Below are 15,813 nucleotides of genomic sequence, written 5' to 3'. Positions count from 1 at the left end.
TGCCTCAGCGCCGGTCCTCGATCTCTTGTTGCCGGAGCGGAGACTTGTCGATTGACCGGGTCAGTTCGCGCAGGTCCCAGGGCTGCGGCTTGCGCAAGGCAACCCCGCCTTCCTTGTCGATCAACACCAGCATGAAACCCCGTGGCCGCAGCTCCAACCGCAGGGCCGACGGATTGGCCGGGTCGGTATCGGTGATGACGATCACGTCCCGTTCGGCAAGGTCCTCGGGCCGTTCGGCCAGAAGCTCCATCTGGTGGCGGAAATTCGGGTCATTCGGGCTGTCGGCAAAGATGATGACCGGCCGTGCGATGAACCGAAACTCGTTCAAATTGATTCCATGCGCCTCGAAAATGCGTGTGGGCTCCTCTGCCCAGATCTCTATCAGGGGGCGGATGTCATCATCCTGCGCCTGTGGCGCGGGGGCTGAAAACCCAAGAATTCCAAGGGCCAAAAGCCCGGTCATGATCCATTTCATGATAGGGAATATAGGGCTGGTGCGGGGCTTTGCGAAGGGGATGCCCCCCCATGGCCGGAACAATTTTACATTTAATCCATTCCCAAGGAACACGGTCCAATGATCGCGGCGATATCCCTCGCCGTGCGCCCCTGTACGGCCCTTATGACAAAGGCAGTACGCGCCGTGGACGTGATCCTTCATCTTGGTGCCCATCGGACGGGCACGACGACCCTGCAAATGTTCCTGCAGGCCAATGAACACCGGCTGGCGACCAATCGCATCCGGCTGTGGACACCGCGCCGGACCCGGTCGGGGCTGTTTGCCGGGTTGATGGACCCGCCGGACAAGCTGCCCTTGATGCAGAACAGGGGCAGGGTTCGCGCGGCGGGCCTTGTGGCGCTGGAATGCACTCGGCTTGCCGAGCGTGGCGCCGCGACCCTGCTGGTGAGCGAGGAGAACCTGATCGGCAATCCGCGGGACAACCTGCGGCGCAACTCGCTTTATCCCGACCTGCGGGGGCGGTTGGAAGGGATTGCCTTGCCCTTGGGCCGCCGCTGTACCCGGATTGGCCTGTCGATCCGATCCTATGATACCTATTGGGCTTCGGCGCTGGCCTTTGCCGTGGCGCGGGGCCACGCCCTGCCGACGGCGGCGCGGCTTGACCGTCTGGTGACCCAGCCCCGCCGCTGGTCCGACATCATCCGGGGCGTGGCCAAGGTCTTTCCAAATGCCGAGATCATGGTCTGGCCGTTCGAGCGGTTCGCGGGCCGTCCCGCGGATGAACTGGCCATGCTTCTGGGCGGGGTTGCGCCCGGTGCGCCGGTCTGGCCCGCGAACGACTGGCACAACCCATCGCCGCGCCTTGACGCGTTGCGTCAGGCCATCGCGGTCCGGGGCGAAGACCCGGAAACGGCCTTGCCACCGGGCGACGGCCGCTGGATGCCCTTCGATGCCTCGCAACAGGCGACATTGCGCGGCAAGTATCGCGAAGACCTACAATGGCTTCGGGCCGGGGCGGACGGGTTGGCCCGTCTGGTCGAAACCGCCCCGACGCAGCCTTTCGCCGCCCCGGCGGCCCCCGACCTGACAGAGACGAAACACAAAATGCGGACCGCGGCAGCAGGGGAAACATCCCGCGCCCGGACCGGAACTGGAGGACTAGAGACATGGGCACCAAGGATCGTTGGGCCGAGCGCGCCCGCGCCGAGCTGAAGGGCCGCGACCCGGCTGACCTGACGTGGAACACGCTGGAAGGTATCCCCGTCCAGCCGCTGTACACCGCCGAGGATATCGCGGGGCTGGACCATCTGGGCAGCCTTCCGGGCGAGGCGCCATTTACCCGTGGCCCCCGCGCCACGATGTATGCGGGCCGCCCCTGGACCATCCGGCAATACGCCGGGTTCTCTACGGCCGAGGAATCGAACGCCTTCTACCGCAAGGCGCTGGCCGCCGGGCAACAGGGCGTTTCCGTGGCCTTCGATCTGGCCACCCATCGCGGCTATGACAGCGACCACCCCCGCGTGGTGGGCGACGTGGGCAAGGCCGGCGTGGCCATCGACAGCGTCGAGGACATGAAGATCCTGTTCGACGGCATCCCGCTGGACCAGATCAGCGTCTCGATGACCATGAACGGCGCCGTTATCCCCATTCTCGCCAATTTTATCGTAACTGGAGAGGAACAGGGCCACGACAAATCCCTGCTGGCCGGGACCATTCAGAACGACATTCTGAAGGAATTCATGGTCCGCAACACTTATGTCTATCCGCCTGAACCTTCGATGCGGATCATCGCGGATATCATCGAATACACCTCGGACCATATGCCCAAGTTCAACTCGATCTCGATCTCGGGTTACCACATGCAAGAGGCGGGCGCGAACCTTGTGCAGGAACTGGCCTATACGCTGGCCGACGGGCGCGAATATGTGCGCACCGCGATCAAGGCCGGGATGGACGTGGACAAGTTCGCCCCGCGCCTGTCCTTCTTCTTTGCCATCGGCATGAACTTCTTCATGGAGGCCGCCAAACTGCGCGCCGCCCGCCTGCTGTGGCACCGGATCATGGCCGAGTTCGAGCCGAAGAAGCCGCAATCGTCGATGCTGCGCACCCATTGCCAGACCTCCGGCGTGTCGTTGCAGGAACAAGACCCCTACAACAACGTCATCCGCACCGCCTACGAGGCGATGGCGGCGGCCCTTGGCGGCACCCAGTCCCTGCATACCAACGCCCTGGACGAGGCGATTGCGCTTCCGACCGAGTTTTCGGCCCGTATCGCCCGCAACACCCAATTGATCCTTCAGGAAGAAACCGGGATCACCAATGTGGTCGATCCTTTGGCCGGGTCTTACTATGTCGAGAAGCTGACCGCCGATCTGGCCGAAAAGGCATGGGCCCTGATCGAAGAGGTCGAGGCGTTGGGCGGTATGACCAAGGCCGTGGCCTCTGGCATGCCCAAGCTGCGGATCGAGGAAACCGCCGCCCGCCGTCAGGCGATGATCGACCGGGGCGAAGAGGTGATCGTCGGGGTCAACAAGTACCGCAAGGACAAGGAAGACCCGATCGACATCCTTGAGATCGACAATGCGCAGGTGCGCGACGCCCAGATCGCCCGGATCGAACGCACCCGCGCGGGTCGCGATCAGGCCGCCTGCGACGCGGCCCTTGCCGAACTGACCCGCCGCGCCCGCGACGGCGGCAACCTGCTGGACGCGGCGGTCGAAGCCGCCCGTCAGCGCGCAACCGTAGGAGAGATCAGCATGGCGATGGAAAAGGAATTCGGCCGCCACCGGGCCGAGGTCAAAACGCTCGCCGGGGTCTACGGCGCCGCCTACGAGGGCGACGAGGGCTTTGCCGCGATCCAGAAATCGGTCGAGGACTTCGCCGAGGCCGAGGGCCGCCGCCCCCGGATGCTGGTCGTGAAGATGGGGCAGGATGGGCACGACCGGGGCGCCAAGGTGATCGCCACGGCCTTTGCCGACATCGGGTTTGACGTGGATGTCGGCCCGCTGTTCCAGACCCCGGAAGAGGCCGCACAGGACGCCATCGACAACGATGTGCATGTGGTCGGCATCAGCTCTCAGGCGGCGGGTCACAAGACCCTAGCGCCCAAGCTGATCGAGGCGCTGAAGGACCAGGGCGCCGAGGATATCATCGTGATCTGCGGCGGGGTGATCCCGCAGCAGGACTACGAGTTCCTGAAGAAGGCCGGGGTCAAGGCGATCTTCGGACCGGGCACCAACATTCCCGAGGCCGCGCAGGATATCCTGCGCCTGATCCGCGACGCCCGCGCCTGATCAGATCCCGTTGAACAAGAAAATGGGCCGCGCCAGGGATGGCGCGGCCCGCGTCGTTCAAAAGCCTGGGTTACTCCGCCGGGGCGGTGCTGGGTGCTGCGGCGGTCCGGCTGGCCAGCATCAGCACCGCAAAGCCGATCACGGCCGAAACCAGCGAGCCCGACAGGACGCCCAGCCGCACCTCGTTCATCAGGGCCGGGTCGGCAAAGCTGAGCCCGCCGATGAACAGCGACATGGTAAAGCCGATCCCGGCAAGACAGGCGATGCCGTAGATATGCATCCAGTTCGCACCATGGGGCAGGCGGGCCATGCCTAATTTCACCATCGCGAAGGTCACACCGAAGACACCGATCTGCTTGCCGACGATCAGACCCAGCGCGATGCCCAGCGGCAGCGGCGCCAGAAGGTCGGACAGGGAAATCCCGGTCAGCACCACGCCCGCGTTGGCGAAGGCGAAGATCGGCACGATCCCGTAAAGGACATAGGGCGTCAGCCCGTGTTCCAGCGCGTGCAGGGGCGATTTGCCGTATTTGTCCTTCAGCGGGATGGTGAAGGCAGTGATCACCCCGGCAAGCGTCGCGTGGACCCCGGATTTCAGCACAAGGAACCACATGATCGTGCCCAGCAGGATCGCCGGGGCAATCCGGTGGGCACCCTGAAAATTCCGCCAGACCAGCGCGGCCAGCGGGATCGCCGCCAGCATCAAGTAATCGACCTTCAGCTCCGCCGTGTAGAACAGCGCGATGATCACGATCGCGCCGAGGTCATCAAGGATCGCCAGCGTCAACAGAAACACCTTGAGCGAGGAGGGCGCCCGCGCCCCCACCAGCGCAAGGATACCCAGCGCAAAGGCAATGTCGGTCGCGGCCGGGATCGCCCAGCCTTCCATCGTCGGCAGGCCCCAGTTGAAGATGGCAAAGACAATCGCGGGCACCGCCATGCCGCCCACGGCCGCCATCCCCGGCAGGACCACGTCGCGCGGGTTCTTCAGCTTGCCTTCCAGCATCTCGCGCTTCAGTTCGAGGCCGATAAGAAAGAAGAACACGGCCATAAGCCCGTCGTTGATCCACAGGATCAGCGGTTTTTCCAAACCTTCGCCGTTCAGGGTGACCGCCAGATAGGACGACAGCGCCCCGTCATACAGCGGTTGCAGCGATGAATTGGCGACCATCAGCGCGGCAAGCGCCGACACCATCAGAAGAATGCCGCCAAAGGCGTCGTGTTGAAAGAACCGGTCGATGCTTGCGCGCAGGGACATGGGTAATCCTGAGTGTTTGAGTTATGTTTGGGTCAACCTAGGATCAATCGCGCTTGCATCAAGGTTTCAACCGGGCATTCTGCGCCGGAAATGTCGAAAGGATGCCGGATGTGGCAGTTGGATCACCTTGCGGTCTGTGCCGCCGACCTGTCAGCGGGGCGGGATTGGGCCGAATCCCGGCTTGGGGCGACATTTGGTCCGGGCGGGGAACATGCCCGCTACGGCACCCATAACCTGCTGTTGGGCATGGGCGACCTGTATCTTGAGGTCATTGCACCGAACCCTGATGCCGCGCCGCAGGCGCCGCGCTGGTTCGGGCTGGACACTCCGCCGCAGACGCCCCGCCTTGGCAATTGGATTTGCCGCACCGGCGATCTGGATCAGGCCCTGCGCGCGGCACCCGATGGGGCGGGCCGCCCCGCTGACCTTGAACGGGGCGACCTGCGCTGGCGCATTGCCGCGCCCGAGGATGGCAGCCTGCCGATGGGCGGTGGCTGGCCCACCCTGATCGAATGGGGCGCGGAAACCCTGCACCCGGCACAGCGCCTGCCAGACAGCGGGCTGCGCCTGCGCCGGTTGATCGTCCGGCACCCGCAGGCCGCGGATATCGCGCACCGGTTGTCGGGCCAGCTGGACGACCCGCGCATCACCTTCGAGCCCGGTCCCACCCCCGGCCTGCGGGCCGAGATTGACAGCCCCCAAGGACCAAAGGTGCTTGAATGATCCGTGCCGCCACCCCCGCCGATGCCGCCGCCATCGCCGCGATCTGGAACCTCTACATCCGCGAGACAACCGTGACCTTCCTGCCGGACGAAAAGACGATTGGCGACGTTGAAAAAATGCTGTCCTCCGACCCCTGCCTTGTCTGGGACGAGGCGGGAGAGGTCACCGGCTTTGGCCGCTACTTTCAGTTCCGGGGCGGGCGCGGATATGCCCATACTGCGGAACATACCGTTCTGTTCGCGCCGGGCCGGTCCGGGGCAGGCCGGGGCCGGGCGCTGCTGGATGCGGTCTGTGACGCGGCGGCCAAGGCGGGGATGCATTCGATATTTGCCGGGGTCAGTGGTGATAACACGGGCGCGGTCGCCTTTCATGCCGCCTGCGGCTTTGACACCATTGCGACCCTGCCCGAGGTTGGGTTCAAGTTCGGCCGCTGGATCGACCTCGTGCTGATGCAGAAACGGCTCTGACATTCCCGGATGGACCCGCTAAACTAGTCTCATGTCGATCTGGACCCGCATATCCGAAGCCATCGCGGCGCTGGCCAAAGGCGAAAGCCTGTCGGCGGTCTTCGAACGCCTGCGCACCCCGCCGGAACGGTCGGTGGCCTTTACCATCGCCGTGATCGCGCTGGGGGCCAAGATGGCCAAGGCCGATGGGCAGGTGACCCGCGACGAGGTGACCGCCTTTCGCGAGGTGTTCCATATCTCGGCCCAGGACGAGGCGCAGGCGGCAAAGGTGTTCAACCTTGCCCGACAGGATGTGGCCGGGTTTGAAGACTACGCCGCCCGCATCAAATCCATGTTCGGGGATGAAACCGAACCGATGTGCGACCTGATGGAAGGGCTGTTCCATATCGCCATGGCCGATGGGGAATACCACCCGAACGAGGATGTGTTCCTGTCCCGCGTGGCCGAGATTTTCGGCTTTGACCCGGCCCGGTTCAAATCTATCCGCGCCCGGTTCGTGCCAGAGGCAGAGCGCGACCCCTATGACGTGCTGGGTGTCCCCCACGGCGCCCCGATGGCCGAGATCCGCAAGGCCTGGCGACAGGCGGTCCGCGACAGCCACCCTGACCAGATGATTGCCCGTGGCCTGCCGGAAGAGGCGGTCAAACTTGCCGAAAAACGGATGATCGCCATCAATCGCGCCTGGGAAGAGATCAATCAGGCAGCCTGACCGAAAGGGGGCGGAATGCGCATCGCGACCTATAACGTCGAATGGTTCGACAATCTGTTCGACGACACCGGCAAGCTGATCGAGGATCACACATGGTCGGGCCGTCAGGACGTGCGCCGGGACGAACAAATCGCGGCCTTGGGCCATGTGTTCACCGCACTGGACGCCGACGCGGTCATGGTGATCGAAGCCCCTGATGTGCACCGGGGCCGTGACGGGGTCGCCGCGCTGGAAAACTTCGCCGCGCGGTTCGATCTGCGGGCGCGGAAGGCCCTGATCGGATTTCAGAACGACACCCAGCAGGAGATCATGCTGCTTTATGATCCGGATCGGCTGGTGGTTTATCACGACCCGCAGGGCGATGAGACCGGCAAGAAGGGCGACCGTCACGCGCCCCGCTTCGACAGCGTGTTTCGGATTGATCTGGACGTGGACGCCGACCCGGATCTGATCCGCTGGTCGAAACCACCGCTGGAGGTTGCCGCCCGCACCACGGCGGGGCGCGAGTTTCGCCTGATCGGGGTCCATGCCAAATCCAAGGCCCCCCACGGTGCCCGCAGCCGCGAAGAGATCATGCGCGTGTCGATCGAGAACCGACGCAAGCAGCTGGCCCAATGCATCTGGCTGCGTCAGCGCGTCGAACAACATCTGGAAGCGGGCGAAGACCTGATCGTTCTGGGCGATTTCAACGATGGGCCGGGGCTGGATGAATATGAAAAGCTGTTCGGCCGGTCGAGCATCGAGATCGTTCTGGGGGAAAACGGCGCGACGACCCTGTTTGACCCCCACGCCAAGATGGCACTTGGTCAGCGGGTGGGTGCGATGCCGACCACCGCGCGCTTCCGCCTGCCACATGACGGGCGCTACCTCTCGGCGCTGTTGGATTACGTGATGGTCTCGCCGGGGTTGGAACGGATCGGGCCGGAATGGCGCATCTGGCACCCGTTCGACGATTGCCGCTGTTACGAAGACCCCGCCCTGCGCGAGTCTCTGCTGATCGCCTCGGACCATTTCCCGGTGTCGATCGATATCGACCTTTGACCCTTGGGCGGGGGCAGGGGTGCCCCTATATTGGTCCCATGAAACGGATCATACCCAGCGCCGCCTTCGCCCTGTCCTTGTCCCTGCTGCCCGTGGGCCTGCCCGCGCAAGAGGCTGAGGAGACAGAGGAAGACGGGTTTTCCCTGATGGAGGAGGGCGCGCGCCTGATCCTGAAGGGCATTATGGAAGAGATGGAACCGGCCATCGAGGAATTCGAAGGTCTGGCCGAGGAACTGCGCCCCGCCTTCCGGGAACTGGCGGTTGAGATGGGCCCGGCCCTGATCGAGCTTCTGGAAACCGTGGACAGTTTTTCAAACTACCACCCGCCCGAAGTGCTGCCCAACGGCGACATCATCCTGCGACGCCGGGCCGACGCGCCGTACTGGGTGCCGCCTGAGGGGGAAGAAATCGACCTTTGACGCGGGGAAACGTCCGGACCGCTCCCTCAGCCCGGTCGCGCCGCCGTTAAATCAGGACGACAGACCCTAGCTTTCAAACTTCACCTCGGATGTGGCGTTCAGCGCGCTGGCCAGCGCGTTCAGTCGCGCCTCGGCCACTTCGCCGAACAAGGGGCGGGCGTGGTCGGTCAGTTCAAGGATAAGGTGCCGTTTCTTGGGCTTCCATTTCAGGACGCCCGGCGGTTCATCGGCTTGCAGCCACAACATCGCACCCAGCCGCATGGCCTTGCCCAGCACCTCCGCCTCTCGCTGGCGTTCGGCTTCGAGCAGTTGAAAGATCGGTTCAAACCGCGATCCTTCGCGTTTGTTGGTATAGCGGTGCAGCAGCGCAAGGCCGAGGAACACCCGTTCCCGGTGCTTCAGCCCGCCAAGGTTGGCGCGGGTCACGTTGTCGAACGCTGCCTCGTCCCGGTAGTCGGGGTGCGCCCGCCAGGTCACGTCATGCAGCAGGCAGGCGGCCTTGATGATCCGCTGTTTTTGCCAATCGGCGCGGGGAAACAGCGGCGAGACAAAATCATACAGCGTTTTGCCGAAGCCCGGCAGGCGGGCATCCTTCGCCTCGGCAAAGCGGCAGGCCTCGATCAACGGGTCGCGCATCCGCAATTCCTGCGGCATCTGCTGATACAGCATCCCTTCGCGAATCCCGTAGGAGGAAATGGTGATGTCCTTGGGCTTGAAGGTGTTGACCAACTCGCGCAGCACGACTGATGCGATGGGCACCAGCGCCATCCGGTCGGCCGAGGTGCCGGTGCGCCCGCGCAGGGTTTCAAGGTTGCTGACGCTGATATACTCGCCGGTCGCCGCGACCTGTTGTTTCGTCATCCGGTATTCGTGCAGCACGGTCAGCGGATAGCCCCGCCGTTCCATATCGACCCGGGCGATGGCCCGCCAACTGCCGCCCACTAGGAACAGCCGCTTGCCGGTCTCGTTGCCCATCCGGTCGTGCAGGTCCAGCATGATCTGCCGGACATGGGCCTTGAGCGCCTTCTTGGAGGCAAAGCCGCGCAGCTTCAGAGGCCCCAGCGGCGACGTCAGGCGGTGCCCCACCTCGCCGTTCTCAAGATCGGCCAGTTCCATTGACGAGCCGCCGATATCGCAAACAAGCCCATAGGACCCCGGCCAGCCCAGAAGAACCCCCTGCGCCGACAGCCGCGCCTCTTCCTCGCCGTCGATTACATAAAGGCGGATGCCGGTTTCGCGTTCCACCTCGGCCCGGAACTCGGCCCCGTCGGTGGCCTCGCGCACGGCGGCGGTGGCCACGGCGGTCAGGGGGGCGATGCCCATCCCCTCGGCAAGGGCCGCGAAACGGCGGATCGCGTTCAACGCCCGCACCCGGCCTTCGGGGTTCAGCCGTCCGGTTTCCTGCAATCCCGCGCCAAGGGCGCACATGATCTTTTCGTTGTAGAAATAGGCGGGGCTGCGCGCGGCCCCGTCGAACACCACAAGCCGGACAGAGTTCGAACCGACATCGACCACGCCCACGCGCGACAGCGCCCGCGCCTGCGGATCGTCGAAGATCGGCCGTCCAAACGGCCCCCATTCATTGAATTCTTCTGGCGGGATATCGGCAGGTGCGTCTGTCATCGGTGCTCCGTCAGGTTGCCCGACCTTTGGCCGGGCAAACCGCGCGTGTCAACGGTGGGATATGTCGCGGCGGGTCAGTCGGCGACGGTCAGGATCTCGTCCAGCGGCTTCTTCAGCTTGGCGACAGAGGGCACGGTCGCGTCGTCCGACGGGTGCCCGACCGCGACGATCATGATCGGTTTTTCCGACTTCGGGCGGCCCAGAAGGTCGTTGAGGAAGCTCATCGGATTGGGCGTATGGGTCAACGACACCAACCCCGCCTGATGCAGCGCGGCCAGAAGAAACCCGGTGGCGATCCCGGTGCTTTCGGGAACGTAGTAGTTCTTGTAGCGGGTGCCGTCATCGAATTCGCCCCAGCGTTGGGCGAAGATCACGATCAGCCAGGGCGCGATATCCAGATGCGGTTTATCGGCATTGGTTCCGATCGGTTCCAGCGCCTTGATCCACTCGTCACCGCCGCCGCCTTCGTAGAATTTCTTTTCCTCTTCCTCGGCCGCCGCGCGAATCTGCGCCTTGATCGCCGGGTTTGAAATGGCAACGAAATGCCAGGGCTGGTGGTTGGCGCCAGACGGGGCGGACCCGGCGGTGCGCACGCAATCCTCGATCACCTGTCGCGGCACGGGCCGGTCGCAGAAATCCCGCACCGAATGGCGTTTCTTCATCTGGTCATAGAAGGCGCGGGCCGCTGCGATCATCTCGTCATCGGTCAAATTGGCGCGGTCGGGCAGGGGGATCGGTGCATAGTTGATCTTTTCGCGGGCGAACATCGGGGGTCTCCTGATCCGTGGTTGCTGGGATCGTGGCCGGAAAATCGGCGCGGTGCAATCACTTGGGATCGGGGATGTCGGTTTCAGGATGGACGGGGTCAAGCCCGCCTCCTATCCGGGGGGCATGAATAGCGATCGTATCCTTCTTGGTGTCGCCCTGATGCTGGGCTTTTGCGTGACCGCGCCGCTGATCGACGTGGCGTCGAAGCTGGCCGCGCAGACCCTGCCGGTGGGCCAGATCACCACGGCCCGTTTCGTGGTGCAGGCGGCGCTGATGCTGCCGGTCTGCCTGTGGATGGGGCAGGGGGTGCGGATGGGGCCGGGGGTTCTGGGCCGGTTGATCCTGCGGGCGGTGTTCCTGATCCTGTCGACCTATTGCTTTGTCGCGGCGGTGCAGGTCATGCCCATCGCCGACGCGCTGGCCATTGCCTTCGTCGAACCCTTCATCCTGCTGATCCTCGGCCGGGTCATCTTTGGCGACGAGGTGGGCGCGCGGCGGATCGGGGCCTCGGTCGTTGGGTTTTGCGGATCGCTTCTGGTGATCCAGCCCAGCCTTGTGGCCTTCGGGCTGGTCGCGCTGTTCCCGCTGGGTACGGCGTTTTCCTTTGCGGCCTACATGCTGGTCACCCGCAGCCTTGGCAAACAGATGCATCCGGTCGCGATGCAATATCACACGGCAACGGTCGCCATGGTGATCTGCATCCCGGTGCTGGTGCTGGCCGACTGGGCCCATTGGCCAACGCTGGACCCGCAGATGCCCGACGGGCTGGAGTGGGTCTGGCTGTTCGGGGTCGGCGCGGCGGCGGCGGTGTCGCATCTGATGATGACCTTCGCGCTGCGTTTCGCGCCTTCGGCCACGCTTGCGCCGCTGCATTATCTTGAAATCGTCAGCGCGGCGATCCTTGGCTATGTGATCTTCAGCGACTTCCCCAATGCGCTGACCTGGACCGGGATCGGGATCATCGTCCTGTCCGGCCTTTACATCATCCATCGGGAACGGGTGAACGCGCGGCGCGGGTCGGTGACCCTTCCGGCCGTTGCCCCAAGGCGGCCGCGCGCATAGCCTGCGCCTATGCAGGCGGATCGTCCTTTCCTTGGCATGCTCCTGATGGTGGGGTTTTGCATCCTCGCGCCCATGGGGGACGCGATTGCGAAACTGCTTGGGTCGGTGATGTCCGTGGGCGCGATGGTGATGATCCGCTTTGGCGCGCAAGCCCTGTTCCTGTTTCCACTTGCTTTGATGTTTCGCCTGCCCATTCCGGCGGGGCGCAGGCTGTTGTCGCTGATCGCGGTTCGGACGGTTCTGCATATCGCCGGGATCGCGATGATGTTTTCCGCCCTGAAATATCTGCCGCTGGCGGACGCGCTGGCGATTGCCTTTGTCATGCCTTTCCTGATGCTGCTGGCGGGCTGGCTGTTTCTGGGCGAGGAGGTGGGCCCGCACCGGCTGGGGGCCTGCGCGGTGGGGTTCGCCGGGACGCTTCTGGTGATTCAGCCGAATTTCGCCGCCGTGGGCTGGCCCGCGCTCTTGCCGCTGGGGGTGGCGGTCACCTTTGTCGGCTTCATGCTTGTGACGCGGATGATGGCCAAGGACGTGGACCCTGTGTCGATGCAGGCGGTGTCGGGCGCCATGGCGCTGGCGGTTCTCGGGCCGGTCGCGCTGGTGTTCCCGGACTGGCCGCCGCTGTCCCTTGCCGGGGTCGGCGGCGCGGGTCTGGGCATGGTGCTGGCGCTGGGGCTGATCGGGACGCTGGCGCATCTGTTGATGACATGGTCGCTGCGCTTCGCGCCTTCGGCCACACTGGCGCCGATGCAATATCTGGAAATCCCCTTTGGCACTTTGATCGGCTGGTTGATCTTCCGCGATCTGCCCAATGGGCTGGCCGCCCTTGGGATAAGCGTGACAATCGGCGCCGGGCTTTACATCATCGCGCGGGAACGGCGGCTGTCACGGCAGCCACAACCGGGGCAAGCGCCGCCCGCGGCGTGATCAGCAGGACCGGCCCTTCGCTTCGTAGGGTAACAGGCCCGGCCACTTCGTTTGAGATCGACAGGAACCCGTCCGGCGCCATGTCCTGCCCGGACAGATCCCAGCGCAGGCCGGACGACCAGACCCGCGCCGTGCCAAGCGGCATCAGCGACAGCCGCGTTCGGGCAGGCAGGTCCAGCGTCAGGGCCGGGGGCAGACAGCAGAGGCAATCATCACTGCCCAGCAGAACGATGGCCCGGTCGGCGTGACGGGCCATCGTGTTGAACACCGCCAATTCATGGTCCACGCGGCCGCCCAGAAACCCGACCCCAAGGATCAAGGGGGCGTCGATGCGGGTCAGGCACTTCTCGAAATCGGTTGTGTCCTGTTCGGGGACAATCTGCAGCAGGTCGGCAAAAGCCGCGCGCGCCTCTGCGCTCAGGCTGTCCATGTCACCGATCACGGCCTTGGGTCGCAACCCTTCGGCAAGGACCCGCCCGGCCCCGCCATCAGCAGCCACGAGGTTTGGCGCATGGCGCAAGGCGCTGTTAATATCCGTCGGGCCACAATGGCCTCCACCGACAAGCGTTACTGCGGCCTGAGATGAAACAATCATTTACGCCTTTGCCCCATTGATCCCGATTTGGCGACATTCCCCAAAAGGGTCATGAAATAATACCCCCAATAACCCTATTCCGTTCCCGATTGCGAACCAATTGCTGGTAAACAAAACGTCGCTGGGCTGGGGAGAAAGCGAGCAAAACATGGTTGGATCGAATAAGATTCTTACCGTTTCCTATGGCACCTTCTCGTGCACGCTCGAGGGATTCGACGAATCCTTCGACACGATGAAGGCCATCGCGGAGTATTTCCGCGATCTGGCGGCGGATGACAGATATTTCGGGGCAGAACCCCCGACCCCCGATGCAGAGATGCTGGCGAGGATCGCCGAGAAGGAGATCGCACGCCGGGTCGAGGCGCGGATGGAATCCTCGGGTCTTGTCCTGCGGGCGACCGGCGCGCTGGAGGCTGCACCGCAGCCCGTGGCCGAGCCTGTCCGGGCAGAGGCCCCGGCGATGCCGCCCGCACCCGCGGTTCCCGCAACGCAGACATCGAATACCGGAGACGAGGCGACGGCCTTTGATACCGGGACCATTGCCGGGCCGGAGGCCGGGGCCGATGAGGCCCCACCGCTCGCGGCCGCCGGTCCGGTAGTGGAAGAACACGCCGCCCCTGAGGTCACGCCCGAGCCGGAGATGGCCGAGGTGGCGCCAGAGGCAGAGGTTGCCGAAGCGGACGCACCGGCCGAGGTCTGGGAAGATGTCGACACGACCATTGCCGAAGCACCCGCCCACCCCGACAGCGAAAGCGTCGCCGCCAAGCTGCAGCGTATCCGCGCGGTCGTCGGTCGGTCCACGGCCCCGGTGACGGAAACCGAAGACTTTGCCGAAGATCTGTCGTCGGGTGTGGTCGATAGCTTTGACGACGAAGACGGCGACGACTTCAGCGATGCCTTCGAAGAGGCGCTGCTGCGTCAGGAAGAGGCCGCGGTCGAACCGATGGCCGAGCCTGAGGCCGAGGTTGAGGACGACGAGGCGGAGCGCCTTGCCGCCGTCATGGCCGCGACCAGCGCAGAGAACACCGCCGAGGAAGAGCCGGTGGCCGAGGTCGAGGCGGACGATCATGATGATATCGACGCTGAGATCGAGGCCTTCAGCCTTGCCGACTTCGACGCGGACGAAAGCGTTGAGGAGGCCGAACCCCTTGTTCTGGAAACCGTGACCGAAGAGAGCGCCGAAGCCGAGGCCGAAGACGACAGTGACGTCTATGCCGAGGATTCGGATCTGGACGAAGCGCCCGCTCCGCAGCCCGCAATCGCGGCCCGCGTTCTGCGCATGTCGCGCCGCGACTATGACGCCGCCGTGGCCGAGGGCCGCCTTGACGACGTGATCGCCGCCGCCTCTGCGCCGGAAACGGTCGAGGACGATGTCGAGGATCAGGCCGAGGGGTCGGGGATCGACTTTGCCGCGCTTGACGGGATCGACGAGTTTTCCAGCTATGACAGCATCGCGCATGGCGTCCTGTCGGACGAGGACGAAGCCGAACTGCTGGCGGATCTTGCCGAGGCTGAACAGGACGAAGAGGATGAGGCCGAGGACGAAGATCTGGCCCTGTCCGATGACTATGAGGACGAGGACGATCTTGACGACGAGATGACCAACGCCTTTGTCGACAATGACCTTGTCGACGATGACGAGGACGAAGACGAGGTTGCCCCCGTGGCCGCCAAGGAACGTCCGGGCCGGGCCCTTCTGGGACGCGAGCCGGAGGCGGACGACGACGCCCTGTCGCGTCTGATGTCTCGGGCCGATGCCCAGATGTCCGAACCCGATGGCAGCCGTCGCCGCGAAGCGATTTCGCACCTCAAGGCCGCCGTCGCCGCAACCGAGGCCGCCCGTCAGCTGGGCGACGAAGACGATCAGGACGAAAAGGCCGCGCGCAATTTCCGCGAGGACCTGAGCCGCGTTGTCCGTCCGGCCCGCCCTGCCGCCCCGGTCAAGCCGGAGCGTCCGGTCGAGCGCCGCACCGAGCGGCCCCGTCCTGCCCCGCTCAAGCTGGTCGCGTCGCAGCGGGTCGATGCCCCGGAACAGGCCGCCCCCGCGGCCACCGGCGCCCCGGTCACCCCGGTGCGTCCGCGCCGCCCCGCCGCGGCCCCGGCCGCGCGGGAACGGGACGAGGCGAACAACTTTGCCGAATTCGCGGAAAGCGTCGGCGCCAACGGTCTGGCCGAGCTTCTTGAGGCCGCTGCCGCCTATACCTCTTTCGTGGAGGGCATGGACGACTTCTCGCGCCCGCAGATCATGAACAAGGTCCGCGAGATCGTGCCGGAAGAGTTCAGCCGCGAAGACGGGCTGCGGTCCTTCGGCACGCTGCTGCGTGAGGGCCGGATCAGCAAGGTGCGCAACGGCCGATTCCAGATCGCGGATGACACACGGTATCGTCCGGATCAGCGGGTCGCCGCCGGACGGTAGGCCAGCCAGCGACCGAAAAACACGGGGCGGAGGGAAACCTTCGCCCCTTTTTCAT

Annotated in this window: 15 protein-coding genes; 10 read left to right on the top strand and 5 right to left on the bottom strand. The window is 64.7% G+C overall.

Going from position 1 to position 15,813, the window contains the following annotated elements; all coding sequences use genetic code 11:
• Positions 1-4 precede the first annotated feature (4 nt).
• Entirely contained in the window at positions 5-463 is a 459-nt protein-coding gene (locus tag EU803_RS07945) for a DUF4174 domain-containing protein (protein ID WP_129681648.1), read from the bottom strand.
• Positions 464-619: 156 nt separating this feature from the next.
• Between EU803_RS07945 and EU803_RS07940 the strand changes: the two genes are divergently transcribed.
• Both EU803_RS07940 and scpA read left to right on the top strand, forming a co-directional pair.
• Positions 620-1,669 (top strand): hypothetical protein, encoded by a 1,050-nt coding sequence (locus EU803_RS07940; protein ID WP_129681470.1) that lies wholly within the window; start codon positions 620-622, stop codon positions 1,667-1,669.
• Positions 1,624-3,750: a methylmalonyl-CoA mutase gene (gene scpA, locus EU803_RS07935; protein WP_129681467.1), complete on the top strand. Its 2,127-nt coding sequence runs from the start codon at positions 1,624-1,626 to the stop codon at positions 3,748-3,750. The genes EU803_RS07940 and scpA overlap by 46 nt, the downstream gene beginning before the upstream one ends.
• A 70-nt stretch (positions 3,751-3,820) precedes the next feature.
• Here the strand turns inward: scpA and nhaA are convergent, their stop codons facing one another.
• Positions 3,821-5,008, bottom strand: a complete 1,188-nt coding sequence (gene nhaA / locus EU803_RS07930) for a Na+/H+ antiporter NhaA (protein WP_129681464.1) — start codon at positions 5,006-5,008, stop codon at positions 3,821-3,823.
• Between the two features lie 108 nt (positions 5,009-5,116).
• Here nhaA and EU803_RS07925 point away from each other — a divergent pair, with 108 nt between their 5' ends.
• From EU803_RS07925 to EU803_RS07905, 5 genes are read left to right on the top strand one after another with little or no spacing between them, the layout of a single operon-like run.
• Positions 5,117-5,731, top strand: a complete 615-nt coding sequence (locus tag EU803_RS07925) for a VOC family protein (protein WP_129681647.1) — start codon at positions 5,117-5,119, stop codon at positions 5,729-5,731.
• Positions 5,728-6,198 carry a GNAT family N-acetyltransferase gene (locus tag EU803_RS07920; RefSeq protein WP_129681462.1) on the top strand — a complete coding sequence of 157 codons (471 nt, stop codon included), beginning with the start codon at positions 5,728-5,730 and terminating at the stop codon, positions 6,196-6,198. The genes EU803_RS07925 and EU803_RS07920 overlap by 4 nt, the downstream gene beginning before the upstream one ends.
• 31 nt (positions 6,199-6,229) lie before the next feature.
• Positions 6,230-6,907, top strand: a complete 678-nt coding sequence (locus EU803_RS07915) for a molecular chaperone DjiA (protein WP_129681460.1) — start codon at positions 6,230-6,232, stop codon at positions 6,905-6,907.
• 15 nt (positions 6,908-6,922) lie between these two features.
• On the top strand, positions 6,923-7,948 hold the full coding sequence (locus tag EU803_RS07910; protein ID WP_129681458.1) for an endonuclease/exonuclease/phosphatase family protein: 1,026 nt from the start codon (positions 6,923-6,925) through the stop codon (positions 7,946-7,948).
• Between the two features lie 38 nt (positions 7,949-7,986).
• A complete protein-coding gene (locus EU803_RS07905; protein WP_129681456.1) occupies positions 7,987-8,367 on the top strand; it encodes a hypothetical protein in 381 nt (126 codons plus the stop codon).
• Positions 8,368-8,433: 66 nt separating this feature from the next.
• On the opposite strand, the gene EU803_RS07900 is transcribed toward EU803_RS07905, so the two are convergent.
• Positions 8,434-9,990 (bottom strand): Ppx/GppA family phosphatase, encoded by a 1,557-nt coding sequence (locus EU803_RS07900; protein ID WP_129681454.1) that lies wholly within the window; start codon positions 9,988-9,990, stop codon positions 8,434-8,436.
• 74 nt (positions 9,991-10,064) lie between these two features.
• Positions 10,065-10,757, bottom strand: a complete 693-nt coding sequence (locus EU803_RS07895; protein WP_129681452.1) for a nitroreductase family protein — start codon at positions 10,755-10,757, stop codon at positions 10,065-10,067.
• A gap of 124 nt (positions 10,758-10,881) precedes the next feature.
• Between EU803_RS07895 and EU803_RS07890 the strand changes: the two genes are divergently transcribed.
• On the top strand, positions 10,882-11,820 hold the full coding sequence (locus tag EU803_RS07890) for a DMT family transporter (protein WP_242494309.1): 939 nt from the start codon (positions 10,882-10,884) through the stop codon (positions 11,818-11,820).
• 9 nt (positions 11,821-11,829) lie between these two features.
• Positions 11,830-12,747 carry a DMT family transporter gene (locus EU803_RS07885; protein WP_129681450.1) on the top strand — a complete coding sequence of 306 codons (918 nt, stop codon included), beginning with the start codon at positions 11,830-11,832 and terminating at the stop codon, positions 12,745-12,747.
• Here EU803_RS07885 and EU803_RS07880 read toward each other — a convergent pair.
• Positions 12,683-13,342 carry a thiamine diphosphokinase gene (locus EU803_RS07880; protein ID WP_129681448.1) on the bottom strand — a complete coding sequence of 220 codons (660 nt, stop codon included), beginning with the start codon at positions 13,340-13,342 and terminating at the stop codon, positions 12,683-12,685. The two genes, EU803_RS07885 and EU803_RS07880, sit on opposite strands and share 65 nt — an antisense overlap.
• Positions 13,343-13,490: 148 nt before the next feature.
• On the opposite strand from EU803_RS07880, the gene EU803_RS18570 reads away from it, so the two are divergent.
• Positions 13,491-15,758 carry a hypothetical protein gene (locus EU803_RS18570; RefSeq protein WP_165352798.1) on the top strand — a complete coding sequence of 756 codons (2,268 nt, stop codon included), beginning with the start codon at positions 13,491-13,493 and terminating at the stop codon, positions 15,756-15,758.
• Positions 15,759-15,813: the final 55 nt, after the last annotated feature.

The organism is Loktanella sp. IMCC34160, assembly GCF_004145845.1.
In the GTDB taxonomy this organism is placed as follows: Bacteria; Pseudomonadota; Alphaproteobacteria; order Rhodobacterales; family Rhodobacteraceae; genus SELP01.
The sequence above is the reverse complement of the archived record's forward strand: the minus strand, read 5'-3'. Positions and strand labels throughout refer to the sequence as shown.